Raw genomic sequence first — 17,718 nt, forward strand, 5'->3', positions numbered from 1 at the left:
GCAATAAGTGGCGAGAAGCTCAAGCCTCCGCCGCAGGACCCCCGCATGGGCTGCCACGCAAGGGTTGCCGGCGAGAAATGCGGCTATTATCTCGGCGAAGATCAATGAATCACGCTGAGTCGCCTGGCATTGTTTTTGGCAAACGCGCGCGATCTCCGATGTCAAAGCTTGTCACACGGCGTGCAGCTATCAGTGGCACAACGCGATAGCACAGCGAAGCAGTTCGCGCGACGCGCAGTTACGCGCGAAGCAAATCCGCGTGTCGGCGTGCTTCCCATCTCACCTCGCGACTATCAGCCCGCACGAGAAGCGCTTCAGATCGGAACGACTCGAAGGCAACTGACCACGGTCCCAAGAGCTCGCCGACGGGATCTAGGCTCGCAACAAATCATCTCGCGGTGCGCCATCCGTCGCATCTAAGAGATCGAAATCGCTCCAGGTAGGGAAATGGCGCGCCGCGATAGCCTTTCGTGCCGCTGAGCGAACAATCTGCGCGGTCTCGCGAATGATCGCACCATGAGCATCTCGGCGCATCTGTCGTTCAGTTAACTGTCCTCGATGCACTGCCTTGGAGCGCAACTCGTAGAAATGCTTCACGGTGTTGCGAAGCCGCTGACGCTCCGAAAGAAGTGCTCCACCGACGTATCGGGCTGCTCGTGTGCTGAGTCGGTACTGCAGTTCGCTGGTCTCGGTCTCGGAGAGGAATGTTGTCTCTAGGGCAATGCCAAGCTGAGCGCACGCCTCTGCCGGATCACCGCTGGCGCGGACGGCCGCCGCGAGATGACGGGACAGGGTGAGCATTGCGCGTCTGAAGTGAGAGGTGAGCTGTCCCAACTCCTCAACCACGACACGCGTTGCGGCTGTGTGCGCGTCGCTCCACGCGGCGCTCCCATGGGGGTCGCGCGCGCGAAAGGGTGACCAGCCAAGCGGACACGGAAGGTTCTGGTCCTGCTGCTGATAGAGGGCCACTGGCACAACCGCAATGTCCGTGGCGAATGACATGGCCGCGAGCGCGTCGAAGAGTACCGGCGCGGCATCCACGTCAGGGCCACCGTCATTCGCGAAGTATGCCGGTGTGCCAAACGGTACGTTGCGCTGCCGCCAGTGAAGGATTAGCGCGGCGTGTCCGTTCACCGCGTTGGCACGGGCATAGCGGTGCCACGTGAACGCCTCCTTGGCGCCCGTAAGGGGCACATCATCCCACGGAACGAGGGAGATACCTCGGCCTAAGTCGTGCGCTCCAGTCAGCGTCAGATGACGCAGCACCACGACAGCGTGGTAGCCCAAGTGTGACGCGGAGCGAAGCTCCTCGTACTCGCGCAACGCGGGTTCGACGCCCCGCACGCGAGCGCGCCACAACAACCAAACTGCGTACTCGAATGCGAGCCGCCGTACTGGGTCTCGTGCACCGTCGTCCGCAACGTAGAGGTGCTGCAGAAGTGGATCGTGGAAGACGATGTGATGCAGCATGGCCGTCGCGCCGTCTGGGTCACGCTTAGCTACCGCAAACCACTGCGTAACGTCCTGCGAGAACGTTACGGTTTCAGGTACACACGCCACGGCTCTCGCGAGCATTAGCGGCAGGTACGAAGTGAGATCCATGAAATCGATTCGGGTCGAGGTTGTATCGTGGCCAGCGCCCACCGTTGCTGATTGCTCGCTCGACCACGCCGCAAGCGCGCGAAACCCGCAGGTGAAGAAAAGGGATCCTCGCCGGCATCTAGTCGCTAAATCACGATTTGCGGTCCTAGGCACGAACATGCCCCAGGCTTTTACGGCCATCATTGCCGCCTGCGTAATCCCGTTCATCGTGGCGACCTAACGCCACGGTGCGGCGCCATCAGCTGGACGTCGTGTGATCTTCGCTGTTGTGCCAATACCTGTCGCTAACGCATTGCGTCCTCCGAAGAGCCCCAACGGCCGACCGCACGAAGCTGCCGGTCGATCCGACGTCAGATATCTGCGCTTCGGACTTCAAGAACCCGGAGCGCGCCGGTCAGCGTGACCGATTCGGGACGACATCGCGTGCCACATGCCTTACGAGAACCCGCAGTCCTAATCTCCACACGCCTCGGCGCCTAGCGTACTTGAGCGAGTCGTGAAAAGTACCTGCCGCGATGCGAAGTCGACGTGTACCGCCTCAATGAGCCCTTCGTGTACGCGCCGCTGTACGAGCGTGGGAGCTTGGCCGTACAGCGTGTACAGCGTGGCCGAATACGCTTCTTGGTGTGCAAGCCCGCGCTCTATCGCGGCGAGTCGTGCATCCTCTTGGGCGAGCGTAGCGCCGACTGCCTCAAGGGCTTCGAGCTTCGAGACGATGCGATCCTTGCGACTACGGAGCGACCGCTCCCAGTGCGATTGCGTGCACTGTCCGAGTTCTTCCGAAAGTCGTCCTAGTTCGCGCTCGAGCTCCCGAATTTCGCTGGCGCACGCGTGCCGTTCCTCGGCACGCCTGCGCTGGCGCGGATCGTCGAGATAGCGCGTCACTTCCGATGCGACCAGCTGCTGCAGCCGATCAGAGGCGAGGGCATCGTGCACGATGTTCACGAGCGCACTGTCGACCGGCGCTGCGGCGATGTACCGATTCTCGTGCGGACATTGCGATCCTTCACCGCGGGTCATGCTGTGTCGATAGTAGGTGCGCACCTGACCGACGCGATTGGGCGCCGAGCCAAATCCGTGTAGACCGCGACGGCAGGAGGCACACACCAGCACGCCGGACAGGGGGTAGTTACGCTTCGTCCTGCTGCGAGCCTCATGCTGATACAGGTTCGCCTCCAATCGCTCCTGGACAGCCTCGAAATCCCCACGACTCAGCGGGGGATCCGAAAGAAAATCGAGGTAGAGGATTTTGCCGAACGCGTCATTTTGAGCCTGTGGGGCCAAAACCGCCTCTTGACCCCGGAACCGCTGGCTCGTTCGGCCATACAATAGGTCCCCGCGGTAAATTGGATTTCGCGCAATCTTGCGAACGAGTTCTTTGTGCCATGGTCCGTCGACGCGCGCGGTATTGTAGCGTGCCCCGGGAGGAGGAACGCACTTTCGGGTTAATTCTGCGGCGATCCACCCTAGTGAGCGACCCCCAAGGATCCATCCGAAAATATCTCGGACCACCTGAACCGATCCATCGGTCGCCCAACGCAAGATGATGGCGCACCCCTCTCGCACATAACTCACGCCCGGATCGAGCTTGAGAATGGGTTCGCGCGTGTGTGCCCAAGCCACCCACCGATCCGTCGCGTAGTATGGCGCCTTGAGCGAATAGAAACCCTGCTTGATATGGGCACGCGTGCCGCGATTGGTACGCTTAACGATCTCAATTCGCTCGTTGCGCGACTGAATACTCTTGAGAGTACTGTGCAGAAAGCGAAGGGTGACCTCATCAGAGGTGTCGTTGTCCCAATCGACCCACTGAGGGTCGCAGCTCTCCACAATCGGTACGCCACGATCCGCAAAGTAGACCGCATAGTAGTCGTGCCGTCGTGGATCATTCCAACGGCCGATGCGTGACCGCTCCCTGATGAATAGTGCGCTGGCCGGCTTCGATTCGCTCGCGATGCGGTCGAGCATCCGATTAAATGCGTCTCGGCTCTTGAGCCTACCGGACGTTTCGTCGTCAGAATAGCGGAATTCTGGGGTGTCCGGGATCGCGAATCCAAGCCCTGCCGCGACTCTAGCGTTTTCTTCGTGCTGCCGCCGAATTCCGTCGGGGAATTCTTCAGATTGTCGCGCATAGCTGAAGGCGAGGCGAACTCCAGTGGGCGCGAACGCCGTCTGACCGCTAACGAAATTGGCCGTACGGGTTGCCCGTGCGCGACCGTCAGAGCGAGGGGTGATGAGAGCGGGCGCCGTCACGCTTCTCAGCGAACGCGACGACGCGAGCGCCTGCTGGACAGACGTATTGGAATGGACATCCTCCGTGGCGATCACGCCGACCGTTGCTAGTGATGCAAGGGGCGCTTTACGCATGGGTCGAGACCATTGAACTGATGCTGTCCGAACGACGCGCGCGCGGCTTCGCTTCGCGTAGAACTGGCGTCAGTAGTTGGCTCGCGGAGCGAGCGTGCTCAAGTGCCAGAGGCAGCAGCGCATGAACGATGCGCGCATCGTGCTGGAGATCCGTGATCCGATGGACGACAACCGTAAACGACTTCGCGTGCATGCAGTGCCTCCAAGAAGTGAGTCTGTTGGTCCTCTCACTGGTGGAGACGGTATCGCGGCACCGGCGACTATTCTGCAAATTCGCACGGGCTGTCGCGAGGATATGGAAGCCTACTCGGCGACTGCTAAGGCCGGTTCGCGATGATGCCTTGAGCCCTCGGCGTGGCACGGACTCGATAGACCACCTCCATGCGATCAAGGTCCAGAAGCACCTTTGGGATCATGTATCGAAGCAACGATGTCATGGACTCAGACGTCGCGTCGCCCGTTGTAGTTCGGAATGTGTTGAGTGTGCTGGCGACTTGTGGGAGCGCGTGCAATAGCTGCGCGATCTGGTCCGGTGCCCTCGCCAACTCCGCAGCCCGTGAGTGCGATGCCTCGAGCTGGCGCGCGAACTCGTCGCGCTGGCTCTCTAAATCGCGAATGGCAGCGACGCTCTCGGTGCGCAGAATCGCTGCGTTGGCATTACGGAGTTTCGCCGCGAAGCTCGCCGCTCGCTTTTGCGCTTGCCTTAAGGCAGATTCGCTCTGCGAACCGTCCCCACGGGAGTTGGCACTACCGACCGCATCGCGCAGAAGGCTGGCAAAGGTTCCGGAGCTCAACAACGCTCGCAGCAGATCATTGGCATTCGACTCAAGCTCCGATGCGTTAACATATCGTCCCTGCCATACGCAATGCGCGCGACGACGCGGTGACGACGCGTCGTGACGGTAATAGCGTCGTCGTACACCGTGAGCGTCCACAGCAGATTGAAAGCCTTGGTAGTTGCACTGACAGGCCGCGCAGCAGATCGCTCCCCCCAGCGGATAGCTGCGTTTCGCGTTGAACCGTGCTTGCCGGTCAGCAGTGTTTTGATCGAGATGGGTTTGAACAAGTTCCCATTCGCTTCGGCCGATTGGAGGGTCCTCCATGAAGCCCGCGTACAGAATCATGCCGAACTCCGTGGTCTTCGCTTCTGTCGCTGCAACCGGAGTTTGACCTTGATAACGCCGGCTAGTACGGCCGTAGAGTAGATCTCCGTAGTAGATCGGGTTGCGCGCCACGCTGCGAACTACCTCCTTGTGCCACGGCTGGCCGGGCGTGGACAACCCGTAGCGTGCGCCCGGGACCGGCGTACCGCGCGTGGTAAGGTGACGGGCAATCCAACCCAAAGAGCGGCCGGTGCCAAGCCACGTGAATATCTCACGTACGACCTCTAACGACCCGTCGGTGGCCCATCGAAGCGCCACGCGTGCGCCCGCGCGCGACTCGGCCTGTCCGGGAGTAAGGCGCTTAATTGGTCGCCGCGTTTGCTCGTCAACAAGCCATCGCTCGGTACCGAAGAACGGGCGCTTCAGCGTATAGAACCCTAGTTTGATTCGTGCACGAGTACCCTGATTCGTCTTGGAGATAATATTGATGCGTTCGCGGCGAGCATGCAGGCTTGCCATGCAATCATTCAGCATTCGCCACTCGATATTGTTTGACAGGTCGGACTCCCAATCAGTCTGGTCAATGTTGGTGCTCTCAATGATTGGAACTCCATGGTCTGCACACAATACCGAGTAGTAAGCGTGGCGCTTTGGGTTATTCCATCGGCCCAGCCGGTCGCGCTCGCGAACGAAGAGAGCGCACGCCATAGTGCGTCGATTAGTGATCATATCGATCATCGGGTCGAAACCTGGACGCCGCGTGGTCGTGCCCGAAACCTTGTTATCTCTGAATCGATACTCGGGCGACTTCGGTATCGTGTATCCGAGCTTCTCCGCGATCTGCGCATTCACTTCGTGCTGTCGGTCAATGCCTTCCTCAAAATCGATGCTTTGGCGGGCATAGCTTATCGCCAACTTCAGCGGACTTACTACTGCGGAGCTAAACGTCATCGCTGACTCCGCGAGAGAAGCTGCGGCCGCAGTCTGTGGAAGACCACGGGCATGCGTGGCGGTGACTGAGCGTGACCGGCGTGTTGACGACGTTAGGGGCATGGTGGAGGTGGGAGAGGTTGGCGCGGTGTATCTGTAGAACCTGTCTCTTTACTGCGCCGCCGCGAGCGCGTAGCGAAGCGCACAGCGGTGTGTGCGTCTCAACGGTGCGCGCGAGGAGCCCATGGCGCGCCGCGACCGAAGCGTCAGACGGCAGGGAGCTCCGAGTCTCACGACCAAAGAAGATCATCGGGGCATGGGCTTTGGACCGCGTTTACGAGGTGACGACAGCGGCGCAACGAAGCACAGCCACGCCACGCCGGCCTCGTCAATTTCGAGCCCGCGCATTTTCATTCCCGGAGGTAGGGCAGAGCACTCGTGAGAAGCCGAGCGTGCAGGCTCACGTGTCTTAGGGCTCAATAGCCTCGTGGGGGCTGAATTAGTAGAGCAGCGTCCTGCTTTGATTTTTGCCGATTTTGAGTCGCTACAGAGGGAAATATTGGTAGAGCGACGTCCTGCTTTGATCCCAACCGCTGTCGTCGCTCTACGAAAAGGCGTTGGCTCGACCGTCCTCGGAGTAGTCCTCGTGGTCGGCGGGCGATCAGCTGCTTCCAACGCGAGACGAGGTGCGACGCGCGTTGACGCTCGAGGTTTCGGCGAAGGGGGCATGGGAGTGCGATGAGGTCTCCGCCTAGCGTAGCGGCGCTGTGGGGCTGCGCGCTTACCCCGCGCCCTTACGATTGCCGTGTGAGTTGGCGGAATGGAAGGCGCGACCAAGACCCGTCCTGCCCAGACACACTGCGAGGCGGGCCCAGCAGACGGTGATCTCCGACCTTCAGCGGTTCCTCGCAAACTCGTTCGAGCGTGGCCTATTAGCGCCAATTCACGTGGTCAATCCCGACTACCGCAGGCATGTCGTAGGTCGTCGTATGATGAGCAAGACACCGGGGGGTATGCGGTTGGACCGGTCCCCCGCAGGGGACACGCTGGATCAGCTCGCGGCGGGTCGCCTCAGGAAGCGTTGTCCACCACGACGGGCGTGCGTACCAGTTGTCAGTTCCCTCAAAGACGAGTCGAACGAGGGCGTCCGACGCTAGAGCACGCGGGAGATGAGCGAGTGTTCGTGCGAGCGCTTCGCCTGGCGCGAGACTTCGAGTGCGCCACGCGAGGATGGCCACGCCACGCTCCCCGACGCCGAGCAGGTCAAGCGAGACCATGTCGTCGGTTGAATACCACCCCGTGCTGCCTGGGAGCCGCTCCCCCGCGAAGTCATAATGAGGAGCCACAAGACTGGAGCACATAAGCGGGGGCGGGCTCTCGAACCACACCACGGTTCCGTGCATATCTGACCAGTCGCCCCGCTGGAACGCGTCGTCGAACGCCCTCTTATGGCTACGCAGGAGTTCCACCCCCTCCTGGGTCCCTTGTATGAAGGCGTCAAACTCGCCGACGGCCTCGCGCTGCGCCGCCGGCGCGGACCCACGACCCGCGAGGCCTCGGATGACGCCGAGCCCGTGGATGTTCGCCTCCTTCGCGTACAGCTCTCTACAGATGGAGCGATACTGCAGCAACCCAAGCTGCTCGGCGGTCCCTGTCAACGCCGCTTTCTCAAGCGGCGCAAACACTTGATCGTCGTGAGTTCGGCAGAAGCCGAGAAAGGTCGACGCGTCGTTGATCCCGACACGGCCAATTCGCTGACGCGGGCCGCCTGGACTCGAAGTTTGACGGCGCACGCCGACTACGTGGCCATCTTCGGCAATCTGCCGTAGCGCCATTCCCTTGGGCACCGAGTGCGCATTGATCACGCTCGTGCACGGGACGCTGTCTACCCCATGATGCCAGCAAACCCGACGACGATATGCCAAGCGGAGTGGCTCGGACAGGTCGTGTCTGGAGGCCGGCGCCTGCGTCTCATGCCCCAGATGACAGCGCTTAAACTTTTTGCCCGAACCGCACCAGCACGGGTCGTTGCGCCTTAGAGGATTGGGCGGAAGATCGACAGGCATGTGCTTGAGCCGGACGGTGGGCGACCTCCAGAAGGGTGCCTAGAGGCGAAGATATGACGGAACCTAGCGGGAACGGGCGGCACGGTTTGAAAAGAACTCCGGGCAACTACTCGTGCTCGGTCTTCACACGTGCCGCGCCGCGGAGAGGCTCCGCCCGCTGGTGGCCCTCCAACCATCCCCGGACGTCGGAGTCGAAGACGGTGCTCCACGAGTGTCGTGCGTCTCGCCGACGCGCCAGCAGCGTGCAGCACCAGACGTCGAGCGAGTATCACGTCGCTGGGGTCGCGCGAGCGCCATGAATGCTCGAATGATCTGTATCGACCGGTCACCTGCGGTGCGCCCCCGCTGCGACGTGATCCCGACGCAGCCGGTCGCGAGCGACTACGATGCGCAGTAGCGCTGGCTATCTTTCCTTTCCACGACTCGTGCCCCCGGCCGTGCCCACACAGTCACCTCTCCCGACTCGCTCATGCGGCTTCTCAAGTTTCGCGTCACCGGCTTTCGCTCTGTGGAGGATAGTGGATGGGTCGACACGGGGGACGTGACCGCCCTCATCGGCACCAACGAGTCTGGGAAGACGAACCTGCTGCTTCCGCTTTGGAAACTGAAGCCAGCCAAGGACGGCGCCATTGAGCCGGTGCCGGATTATCCGCGCGCGCGCTTCACGGACATTCGCAACGCCAAGGAAAAGCCCGCGTTCATCTCGGCGCTCTTCGCGGTAGATGACGTGCTCGCGGCGGACGTGGTTGCTCGCACCGGCGCAACGCCCGACGTGGCCTCGGAGGTCGAGATCACGCGCCGTTTCGACGGCAGCTTCGTGGTCAGCTTCCCCAAGGCCGCCAACAAGCGCGTGATGCCGGTCGCCCCCGTGCTCGCGGCGATGGACCAAGCAACGACAGAGATCGCGCGCTTGGATGCACCGAAGCCTGAGGAGGTACTCCACACCAGCTTGCTCGCCGCCATCGTCACGGCCCGCGCCGAGGTGGACGTCGTCGGCGCGACCGTTGGCGCGCAGGACCTCGCGCACGCACGGGACATGCTGCTGACGGTCGATCTTGAGAAGGCGCCGAAACGCAGCGCCATCGTCCCGCACTTCGCCACGCTCCTCGACGCCATCACTACCATGCTCGCCGACGTGACGGTGATCGATCCCGGACAGGATCAGGCGGTTCGCACGCTCATGGTCGACGAGATGCCGACGTTCGTGTACTACTCGAACTACGGAAATCTCGACTCGGAGATCTACCTCCCTCACGTCATCGAGAACATGAAGCGCGAGGGCTTGGGCTCCAAGGAGACCGCGAAGACTCGCACGCTCAAAGTGTTGTTCGACTTCGTGGGGCTCAAGCCGCAAGAGATTCTGGATCTCGGGCGCGAGCCGCGCGTCAACGGACGCGAGCCGACACCGCAGGAGCTGCATACAATCACGGAGCAGAAGCGTGAACGGAGCGTGCTGCTGCAGTCGGCCGGCACTAAGTTGACGCGTGAGTTCAAGGACTGGTGGAAGCAGGGGGAGTATCGCTTTCGCTTCCAGGCGGACGGCGATCACTTCCGGATCTGGGTCGCCGATGATCGCCGCCCAGAAGACATCGAGCTTGAAGCCCGGAGCACCGGGCTGCAGTGGTTCTTGAGCTTCTACTTGATCTTCCTCGTCGAGCGCGCCGACGAACACGCCGACGCCATCCTGCTGCTCGACGAGCCGGGCCTCTCACTGCACCCGCTGGCCCAACGCGACCTCTCGGAGTTCTTCGAGAATCTCGCCAAGACGAGCTCCATCATCTACACGACGCACTCGCCGTTCCTAGTCGATCCCGACCACCTGGACCGTGTGAAAGCGGTCTATGTGAACGACGCCGGGGCCACCGTCGTGTCGCCAGACCTGCGGGCGAGTCAGTCGAGAGAGGCGCAGCGGCGCTCGATCTATCCGGTGCACGCGGCACTGGGCCTGACGGTCTCGGACACGCTGCTGCAAGGGTGCCAGGTGGTCGTCGTCGAGGGGCAGAGCGACCAGCTCTATCTCAGCGCTATGAAAATATTGTTGATCGCGGCAGGCCGGATCACTCCCGCGCGTGAGCTGGTGTTCGTCCCGGCGGGCGGGGTACGCGGCGCCGCCGCGGTCATCGCGATCACGACGGGCACGGAGGAAGCACTTCCTTTTGTGTTGCTCGACAGCGACGGGCCGGGCGTCAAGCTCGCCACGCAACTGCGTACTGGTTTGTATCAGGGTGCGCCAGCGCGGGTGTTGCTCGCCGACGTGTACGCGGGCGGCCTCGCCGGCGCCGAGATTGAGGATGTGGTCTCCGTGGCCATCGTGAGCCCGGAGGTGCGACGTTTGGCGCGCGGTCAGGACTCGGACTTCGATGAGGTGGTGCAGGCAGGCGTTCCGGTGGTCGGACAGATCGAGACGTTCGCCGCGGCGTCCGGGGTCGCGCTGGAACTCGGCTGGAAGGTCGAGCTGGCGAAGCGGGTGAAGACCAAGCTCCTGCGACAAGGCGCCGGCGCGGTGTCGGCGGACACGCTGGAGCGCTGGGGCAAACTGTTCGACGCGTTCTTGACGGCGGACCTTACGTGAGTGCGGCGCGTGTGCGAGCGGAAGCGCGTACCTGATGGCTCCGGCACCGCAAGAGGAGCTACGGCGTCTCGCAGACGACTTGCTTGCGTGCGTGGTGAGCGCTGACGATGCCCATGCGGAGACAGGCCATGCACAGCGCGTGGCGTTCGACATGCAGCACATCGAGCAGCTGGTGGCGGCCGCAGGGCTCGTGAGTCCGCAGGCGCGACGTGCAGCGCTTCACACCGCCGGCGCCGTGGACCACGCGCGGCAACGGTTGGCCATCTCACGTGTTGCAGGCCATCAGGAGCAGGTCGCGCAGCACGCCGCACTGCGCGAAGCCGTCACCGTGGCTTGCACCGCACTCCGCAATCTGTCCGCGGGTCAGTTCGCCTCGCCGTAGCGCTCGGGCGAGGGGGTGGTTGGAGCGGGATGCCGCCAGCGGGGGGCGGATGTCCGATTGCGCTGTGCAATCTCACGGTGACACGCTCAGCGTATGCCCGCACGCGTGTTTGCGACCCCCGAACTTGAGGCCTCGTGGGAGGCCGAAGCATTAACCGTGCCGCTGCGTCGTGCCCAACGGCGGTACTGGCGCATAATCGAACCGCTGACAGCGGACGAGGCGAACGATCTTCTTAGCGCGGAATACCGGCGTCGTGCACGCGGGACCCCGTTCGAGAAGTCGGTCGAGTCGCTGATTGCGTGCCTCTTTAGACATCCGGCCGTCGAACGCCCGTTCTCCGCGCTGGCGCTTCTGCTTGCGATTGAAGACGTAAGCGGCGGTCCGCTGTCGTTCGCAGATCACCCAGTCCCGATAAGCGCGCGAGAACGCTGAGCGGAGTTCGAGCCACGGAATAGCGCGACACCGTCGCCAATTGCTCTGTCGCATCCCCTGCCGTACTCGGCCGTGTGCCCGAGCCTCCCGTATATCGTTCGCTCAGCGCCGCCTTCGCTTGCGGATCGTCGACGAGCGACGCCTTGATGACGGCGCGCTGACGCGAAGTGCGCATGGTGCACGATGCGCCTACCCACCGCCTCCGAACACCGCGTGCTGCTGTTGCAGCGCGCCGCCGTCGCTCTCTTCGGCCCGCATGGCTCCGTGGCCTACCTGCACACGTTCAATCCTCATCTCGGCACGACACCCGCCGCGGCGGCGTGGATCGGCGGCAGCGTCGGCAGACTTGCGGGAGAGCTCCTTCGCGCGCTGGCTGCCGTCGAGCGCAGAGGTAGAGATCGGGAAAGCGTTCCTGGCGCTCTGAGGCGGGACGAAGCAGGCAGGCGTGGAGACGCTTCGGCGCTACAAAGTCGACCCGGAAGGCGCATGCACTGACCCGTTGACTACGACTGAGAGGTGGTTCATTCCCTAAGGTCCCTGCGCACCGGTGTGGAGCAGGGAATGTGGTGCGAGCGGCGCATCGCGTATACGACGACGCTGCCGTGTTCAACGATTCGTCTGCGGCCTGCGGAAGAGCACTGACCGTGGGTCTCGAGTCCCGTGTGAGCAAAACGCGCGAGAAATCGCGCGGACCGGAGCGGGGCGCAGTCCCTCGGCATGCAGCGCAGCGCGATACTCCGGCCAGCGCGTCAAAGGTTTGATCGTACGACGGCTGACCGGCAACTCGCGCAGCAAGCCTGCTTGCCGGTTGGCACGGTTGCCATCCCACGAACCCCCGCCCGCGAGGTCAACGACGGTATACATCGCTTGGTACTCAAAGAGCGATGCGTTGTTTTCAATCATGACCAAACGGAAAATGCCATCGGCTTCCGCTCGCGTGCAACCAGCGGCACTTTGCTCCCAGTACAGGTAGTCATGCACGATCCCCGCAACGAGATACGGGCCGAGTGCGGGAAAAATGGATTGCAATTGCTTCGGAATACTTGCGAAATCGGTCACAAATCCCGCAGGAACGACCACGCTGTCTTTGGTGTCTCCAACGCGGTAGATCAAATCCGTATGCAGGACCCAGTTTGCGGCATCCGAGAACGGCTGTAGAAACGGCAAATTCGGCGCAGCGGCCACTCGAGAGATGATCGCGCGACCGAAGTCGATCTCCAGAATGCGTGAGACGTCGGCTTCGAGAACGACGGTTGCTTGTTGCGCCGCAAACCCCAACGTCTTCACCGATACGGTGTACGACCCGCCGGCGGGGACCGAGACAGAGAATTCGCCGCGCCCATTCGTCTGCGTTCCGCGAGGTGTCGGCAATGACGCGCCGCGTATCGTCACAGACACGTTAGGCACGCCATTTCCGACACTGTCTCGCACGATACCGGCGATGACTTGCGGCGACGCGGGAAGCTGTTGGACGAGTTGCGCTTCCGCTAGGCGCGGGCGCACCACGGTCAGCCCGACCACCATGAGCGCAGCCGATGCGGCGCGGAGTACGCGCCAGGGATAGAGCGATGACCGTGCGGTATCGGCGGAGGACTGAGTGCGCATGCGCTTCTCCAGTAGGAACGAAGATGAACGTCCTGAAAACGTTTCGGGAACGCTGTGACTAGGCATCAGTGGTATGCCGTCCAGATCCACGGCGCGACCAGTATCCGCAGTGTGTATTCACGTACTTGGCGCATTGCCAAGCGCTACGGTCTAGCGGGTCCGAACAGATTCGCCCGTTCGGCGAGGATTTGTCGGCGTGGCGTTGGGCCAGCGCGGCACGCCGCGGTGCGCCTCCGATTTCGCGCGCGTGCACCAACTTGCTCGCGCCGGTGCGGGCAAGCTCGCGCGGAGCCGGCGGCACCCTCCATGCGCTGATGGGCCAGCCGAGCACGCACACGGCGCTGCTGGAAGCTGCGCTACGGCGCGTCGAAGTGGGGTGGCGAGCGACTTTGGTAGGGTCGGTGCAGGGTCAACGGTCGCCGACGCGTCCGATTGCGCTCCTCCCCATTTCGGCTACTGTTCGGGACGGTCACGGTGAGTATGCCTTCCCCGGTGGTTCAGAGCTGACCGACTCGAACTACACAGGACACCCCGCGATGCCGCATTCCACTGCGAGCCTACTCGATGCCTTCGTCGCCAACCTTGGCCGCGACGGCAATCCGTTTCCGGGCCCCTTCGGGAGTCCGCTCGAGGAACGCTTCGCCGACGCGCTTCGCCCGCACCTCGCGCCAGGCGTGCGCGTCGAACAACAGCGAGTTCACTACACGGCCATTGGTCGGTTTGTTCTCGACTTCTGCTTTACGACGCCGAGCGGGTTTTGCGTGGCCGTCGAGTGCGACGGCGCCGCGTTCCACGAGCGGACGGCCGACGACTGGCGCGATGCGGCGCTGATCGGCGAGCGCAAGATCGATCTCATGGTGCGGATCGATGGGCGATCCCTCTACTCGGTTCCAGCAGACGTGCTCTACCTGCTCAGCACGATTGCGCCGTCGCTGGTGAGCGCCCGTGGTCGGCAGAACATCGTGAAGCTGAGCACGGCGGCCGTGCGGCGGTATGATCGCCAGACGCCGGGACTGCTGTGGGTCAAGTATCCGAACGTCGAGGACCTGCGCGCGCCGGATGCGGCGCGATACCGTGACGCTGACGACCCGGACGCGGCCGATGCCGTCGACCCGTGGTAGAGGGAGGCGTACCACCGCGCTGAGGCTGGTCCGAAAAGCGGTCTGCTCTACTTAACGTATGCGGGGCGCGAGGTACCGCTGGCCGGGCAGGCGTGGCGCGCGCTAGCGCGGACCATTGCAGCAAATCCAGGCGCCACTCAGCGCGACCTCGTTGGGTTGCGAAAGACAACGGACGCGGAGGTCGACCCCATCGGCGATGCCTTCCGGCGCGCGCAGGACGAGGAAGAGGCGACGATTCCGCCGGAGCTCTCTTGGCATCTCCTCCCGCTAGGGGCACCTCCGGAGCCGCCGTATGAGCCGTCCTCCGAGTGGCTCGCGCGTCTGGCCATGCTCGACGCGCCGGCGGGTTCGCCAGTGCTGGAAGTTCGGCACCTGGGCGGCCCCGGTACGCGGAACGGCCACTGACGCCGCCGGTCTGCGCAAACGTATCCAGCACCCATACCCAGCACCCATACCCAGCACTTGCTTTGGTTCCAACGATTGTCGCGGCCTTGCAATCGGCAGGGTGTGCAGATCTACGTCAGGCGTTGCTTCCACCCGCTACTGTTGCTTTACGGAAAATGTGTTGGCTCGGCCGTCCTCGAATTATTCCTCGTGGTCTGCGGACGATCAGCTTCTTCCTCCGTGCGACTGGGTTCGTCTCGTGTGGTGTTCGTGTGTGACTGTTTCCGTTGGCCGCCGTCGGCGGTGCTCTGTCTCGACGGCGGTGGCGCTGGTAGATGCTGCGAGGGGGGCATCGGAAGGGGATGAGGTATCCGCCTAGCGTATTAGCGATGTGGGCTGCAAGCCTGCCTGAAACGCGTTGAGCAAGGCTTCGAAGGACAGACCCGTTTAGACAACCAGGGTCTTATGCGCCGAGATTGTCCATAATCTTGCAAGGGCCCTTGCAAATTTCAGCGACCCATTCGGATGCTCGCCGCCGTCGGCCGCCGCTGGCTTGCTACGTATTCGTGGGTAAACGGTGACCACCTGTTCCGGTGCATTACAGCACTGTGGTCGGCAGACGCGTTCCACCAAATCGACTCCGGCGCGTTAGCGCGACGACGGCACCGACCTGCTGCGAAACCCGCCTCCTCGAGCAACCAGACATGCTTGCCCTTGACGATCCCATAAGTTCACTTATGTTTTAGTAGGAAAGTGCGCAGTTCCCTCCTTTGCCCGTTGAGGATTGCCGATGGATGCGTCCGTCCCTCCCGACCCTTCGCCGTTCGCTCGCCCCAATGATCCGGTGCTGGCAGGTGAGCTTGTGTGCGCTGTGCCCGCCCACGTCCGAGGCGTGCTCGTGCAGGCGCTCGACGTCGCGTATCGTGATGCCGGCAGGCTCTTCGACCTCGAAGCCGGCGCCGACTTGCAGTGGTTCGGCTTCACCGTTTTCAAGTTCGTGGCGCATCAGATCCGGCGTGTGTTGGATCAGGACTCGACGCTCGGGCTCACCGTGGTAGGTGGGACGACGGGCGCGTTCCGCCTGCAGGCCGGGTCATTCATCGTCGCGCCGTACGCCTGCGGGCGCCGGATTCCGGACAATCCGTGGACCGCGTTTCCGAGCAACAACAACGGGGCCGGTATGCTGGCAGACATTAATTGTGGGCAGATCGAGCTGTTCTCGGGTGAGGTGGAAGGGGACCAAGTGGCTATAGTGCTTGGCCACTATGGGAGCCCAGAGACGGGCCTCGAGGCGGTCTTCCTCAAAAAGCCCGTTGCGCAGACCGGGGGACAGATCAGCCGGTGGGGATACATCGAGCCGATCTTCAAATTGGGGGGATCGGGCACCGCGACCGTTCTGCTGACCCCAACCGCGCCAGTCGGGCAGGAAGGCGGGGCCAGCGTACGCCGCGCGGTGCTACCGGGGCCGACTTCGGTTGGCCGACCGACGATGTTGCCCTTCAAGCGCAAGCCGGCACAGCAGAGCGAGAACGAAGGCGCGTAGCTCGCTGGTAACCACGCGACGACGTACGACACTGTACGACCTCGCGCCCGATTTCTCGTGCGGGCGAGATTCCCACCCCGCAGCATCACGCCGGGCCCGGCGTTGCGATGACAAGTCCTCCGACCGTAGACCTTCAGGCGAACTTATCTCAAGCACCTCTGCTTGGGGGACGGTTCGCCGCTTGTGTGGCCCATGGTGACGTCCGTTCTGCCTCCGACGTGGCTCTGCCGCATGCTTGTCCCGTCCTTCGCCCTTTCCGTGTATCTCTCTTCGACGGACCTCGACGCCCTCGCGGCGTGCCTTGATGCGTTTAATCCCGCGCGGCTCGTCCTTGCGCGGGAGGCCAGCAATCTTGAGGTGAAGGACTTGGCGGCGCGTATCGGGACCACGCCGAGCGCGATCAGTCAGTTCGAGCACGGCGCCGCCAAGCCCAAGATCGAGACGCTTCTCCGGCTGGCGCTCGCAGTGGGCGTCCCCCCGGAGTTCTTCGCCGCCGCCGCGCCGCCGTCGCTGCCCGAGGCGCATTGCCACTTTCGCCGCCGCCGCGGCGCGACGAAGCGCGAGCAGCGCTACGTGCTCGCGCGCGGGCAGCTGGTGCAAGAAGTTGTGCACTATCTGGCCGACTACTTGGAGTTCCCAGCCGAAGGCATTTCGGCACTGTCCCGCCCGGCCATGACCCTCGACGAGGCCGAGGCGCTCGCGAGCGCGGTCCGTGACGCGTGGGGGTTGGGATTCGGCCCGATCTCTGACATGGTGGGGTTGCTCGAAGCGTATGGGGTGATTCCAGTCGAGGTGCAGGGCCACTCGGAACGGCTCGATGCCTTCTCGGTGTGGGCCGGCGGCCGACCGATGGTGTTCCTGTCGACCGACAGCCGCTCGGGCAGTCGGCGCCGATTTGACGCGGCGCATGAGCTAGGCCATCTAATCGCCCACCGGGACTGCATGGTCGGCGACCCCGGCTTGGAAGACGTCGCTAATCGGTTCGCGAGCGCCTTTTTGCTTCCCGCAAATCCCTTCCGGGCGGAGTGCCCAACACGGCTCTCGTGGCCCATGTTGCGTACGCTCAAGCGCCGATGGGGGGTGTCGCTTCAAGCTATCGTGCGACGGGCGTTCGATCTCGGCGTCTACAGCGAGGCCACCTACCGGCGTGCCTATGTGCAGATCGGCCAGTACGGGTGGCGCACTCAGGAGCCGGATGAGCCCTCCTTCGAGCACCCGAGCCTGATCCAGCACGGCGTCGCGCAGCTTGAGCGGCACGGGCACGCTCCGGCCAAGATCGCTGAGACGCTGCGCCACGGCGACCGGCTCTTCAGCCAAGTTGTCTGGCCGAACGGGCGGGCCGAATAGGCGACAGGTGCGGCCCTGAGGGTTGCATGGTCCCCCGGCCGGCGTGTCTTGAGGAGCTTCGGTCGCCGTTGCGGGGCTTTTGTTTTTGGTAGAACTGTCAGTGCCGATTGAATATTGCACCGAAGATGGAGTGACCCCTCTTCGTTGGACAGTCAGGGGGTCGAGATTTGACCGGATGAAAGGGTGAGCGCGTGATCGGCCTCGAAGGCATTCGGTGACCGATAGTTCAAGGCAGAGTGCTGCCGCTTGTTGTTGTAGATGCTC

General features: G+C 63.0%; 12 protein-coding genes. 7 read left to right on the forward strand and 5 right to left on the reverse strand.

Annotated elements, in window-relative coordinates:
- Positions 1 to 372: 372 nt before the first annotated feature.
- From RMP10_RS00695 to RMP10_RS00710, 4 genes are all read right to left on the reverse strand, one after another.
- Positions 373 to 1,809: a HEPN domain-containing protein gene (locus RMP10_RS00695; protein WP_310568601.1), complete on the reverse strand. Its 1,437-nt coding sequence runs from the start codon at positions 1,807 to 1,809 to the stop codon at positions 373 to 375.
- Positions 1,810 to 2,055: 246 nt separating this feature from the next.
- The gene (locus RMP10_RS00700; RefSeq protein WP_310568602.1) at positions 2,056 to 3,969 is read right to left on the reverse strand and encodes a recombinase family protein; all 1,914 of its coding nucleotides are present in this window, start codon (positions 3,967 to 3,969) and stop codon (positions 2,056 to 2,058) included.
- A 317-nt stretch (positions 3,970 to 4,286) separates the two neighbouring features.
- The gene (locus tag RMP10_RS00705) at positions 4,287 to 6,023 is read right to left on the reverse strand and encodes a recombinase family protein (protein ID WP_310568603.1); all 1,737 of its coding nucleotides are present in this window, start codon (positions 6,021 to 6,023) and stop codon (positions 4,287 to 4,289) included.
- A gap of 911 nt (positions 6,024 to 6,934) precedes the next feature.
- Positions 6,935 to 7,687 carry a hypothetical protein gene (locus tag RMP10_RS00710; RefSeq protein ID WP_310568604.1) on the reverse strand — a complete coding sequence of 251 codons (753 nt, stop codon included), beginning with the start codon at positions 7,685 to 7,687 and terminating at the stop codon, positions 6,935 to 6,937.
- A 9-nt stretch (positions 7,688 to 7,696) separates the two neighbouring features.
- Here RMP10_RS00710 and RMP10_RS00715 point away from each other — a divergent pair, with 9 nt between their 5' ends.
- From RMP10_RS00715 to RMP10_RS00725, 3 genes are all read left to right on the forward strand, one after another.
- On the forward strand, positions 7,697 to 7,831 hold the full coding sequence (locus tag RMP10_RS00715; protein WP_310568605.1) for a hypothetical protein: 135 nt from the start codon (positions 7,697 to 7,699) through the stop codon (positions 7,829 to 7,831).
- Positions 7,832 to 8,537: 706 nt separating this feature from the next.
- Positions 8,538 to 10,640 (forward strand): AAA family ATPase, encoded by a 2,103-nt coding sequence (locus RMP10_RS00720; RefSeq protein ID WP_310568606.1) that lies wholly within the window; start codon positions 8,538 to 8,540, stop codon positions 10,638 to 10,640.
- Between the two features lie 94 nt (positions 10,641 to 10,734).
- Entirely contained in the window at positions 10,735 to 11,022 is a 288-nt protein-coding gene (locus RMP10_RS00725; protein WP_310568607.1) for a hypothetical protein, read from the forward strand.
- Positions 11,023 to 12,060: 1,038 nt separating this feature from the next.
- On the opposite strand, the gene RMP10_RS00730 is transcribed toward RMP10_RS00725, so the two are convergent.
- Positions 12,061 to 13,125, reverse strand: coding sequence for a DUF1353 domain-containing protein (locus tag RMP10_RS00730; RefSeq protein ID WP_310568608.1), 1,065 nt, complete (start codon positions 13,123 to 13,125; stop codon positions 12,061 to 12,063).
- A 248-nt stretch (positions 13,126 to 13,373) separates the two neighbouring features.
- On the opposite strand from RMP10_RS00730, the gene RMP10_RS00735 reads away from it, so the two are divergent.
- From RMP10_RS00735 to RMP10_RS00750, 4 genes are all read left to right on the forward strand, one after another.
- The gene (locus RMP10_RS00735) at positions 13,374 to 14,180 is read left to right on the forward strand and encodes a hypothetical protein (protein ID WP_310568609.1); all 807 of its coding nucleotides are present in this window, start codon (positions 13,374 to 13,376) and stop codon (positions 14,178 to 14,180) included.
- 156 nt (positions 14,181 to 14,336) lie between these two features.
- Positions 14,337 to 14,585 (forward strand): hypothetical protein, encoded by a 249-nt coding sequence (locus RMP10_RS00740; RefSeq protein WP_310568610.1) that lies wholly within the window; start codon positions 14,337 to 14,339, stop codon positions 14,583 to 14,585.
- An 850-nt stretch (positions 14,586 to 15,435) separates the two neighbouring features.
- Positions 15,436 to 16,107 carry a hypothetical protein gene (locus RMP10_RS00745; RefSeq protein WP_310568611.1) on the forward strand — a complete coding sequence of 224 codons (672 nt, stop codon included), beginning with the start codon at positions 15,436 to 15,438 and terminating at the stop codon, positions 16,105 to 16,107.
- A 231-nt stretch (positions 16,108 to 16,338) separates the two neighbouring features.
- Positions 16,339 to 17,454 carry an XRE family transcriptional regulator gene (locus tag RMP10_RS00750; RefSeq protein WP_310568612.1) on the forward strand — a complete coding sequence of 372 codons (1,116 nt, stop codon included), beginning with the start codon at positions 16,339 to 16,341 and terminating at the stop codon, positions 17,452 to 17,454.
- Positions 17,455 to 17,718 lie beyond the last annotated feature (264 nt).

The organism is Gemmatimonas sp. (assembly GCF_031426495.1).
Lineage (GTDB): Bacteria > Gemmatimonadota > Gemmatimonadetes > Gemmatimonadales > Gemmatimonadaceae > Gemmatimonas.

Bases quoted from the DNA above. Each gene is read 5' to 3' on its own strand.
- RMP10_RS00695 (WP_310568601.1), bottom strand. From the start codon at position 1,809: ATGAACGGGATTACGCAGGCGGCAATGATGGCCGTAAAAGCCTGGGGC.
- RMP10_RS00700 (WP_310568602.1), bottom strand. From the start codon at position 3,969: ATGCGTAAAGCGCCCCTTGCATCACTAGCAACGGTCGGCGTGATCGCC.
- RMP10_RS00705 (WP_310568603.1), bottom strand. From the start codon at position 6,023: ATGACGTTTAGCTCCGCAGTAGTAAGTCCGCTGAAGTTGGCGATAAGC.
- RMP10_RS00720 (WP_310568606.1), top strand. From the start codon at position 8,538: ATGCGGCTTCTCAAGTTTCGCGTCACCGGCTTTCGCTCTGTGGAGGAT.
- RMP10_RS00730 (WP_310568608.1), bottom strand. From the start codon at position 13,125: ATGCCTAGTCACAGCGTTCCCGAAACGTTTTCAGGACGTTCATCTTCG.
- RMP10_RS00735 (WP_310568609.1), top strand. From the start codon at position 13,374: ATGGGCCAGCCGAGCACGCACACGGCGCTGCTGGAAGCTGCGCTACGG.
- RMP10_RS00750 (WP_310568612.1), top strand. From the start codon at position 16,339: ATGCTTGTCCCGTCCTTCGCCCTTTCCGTGTATCTCTCTTCGACGGAC.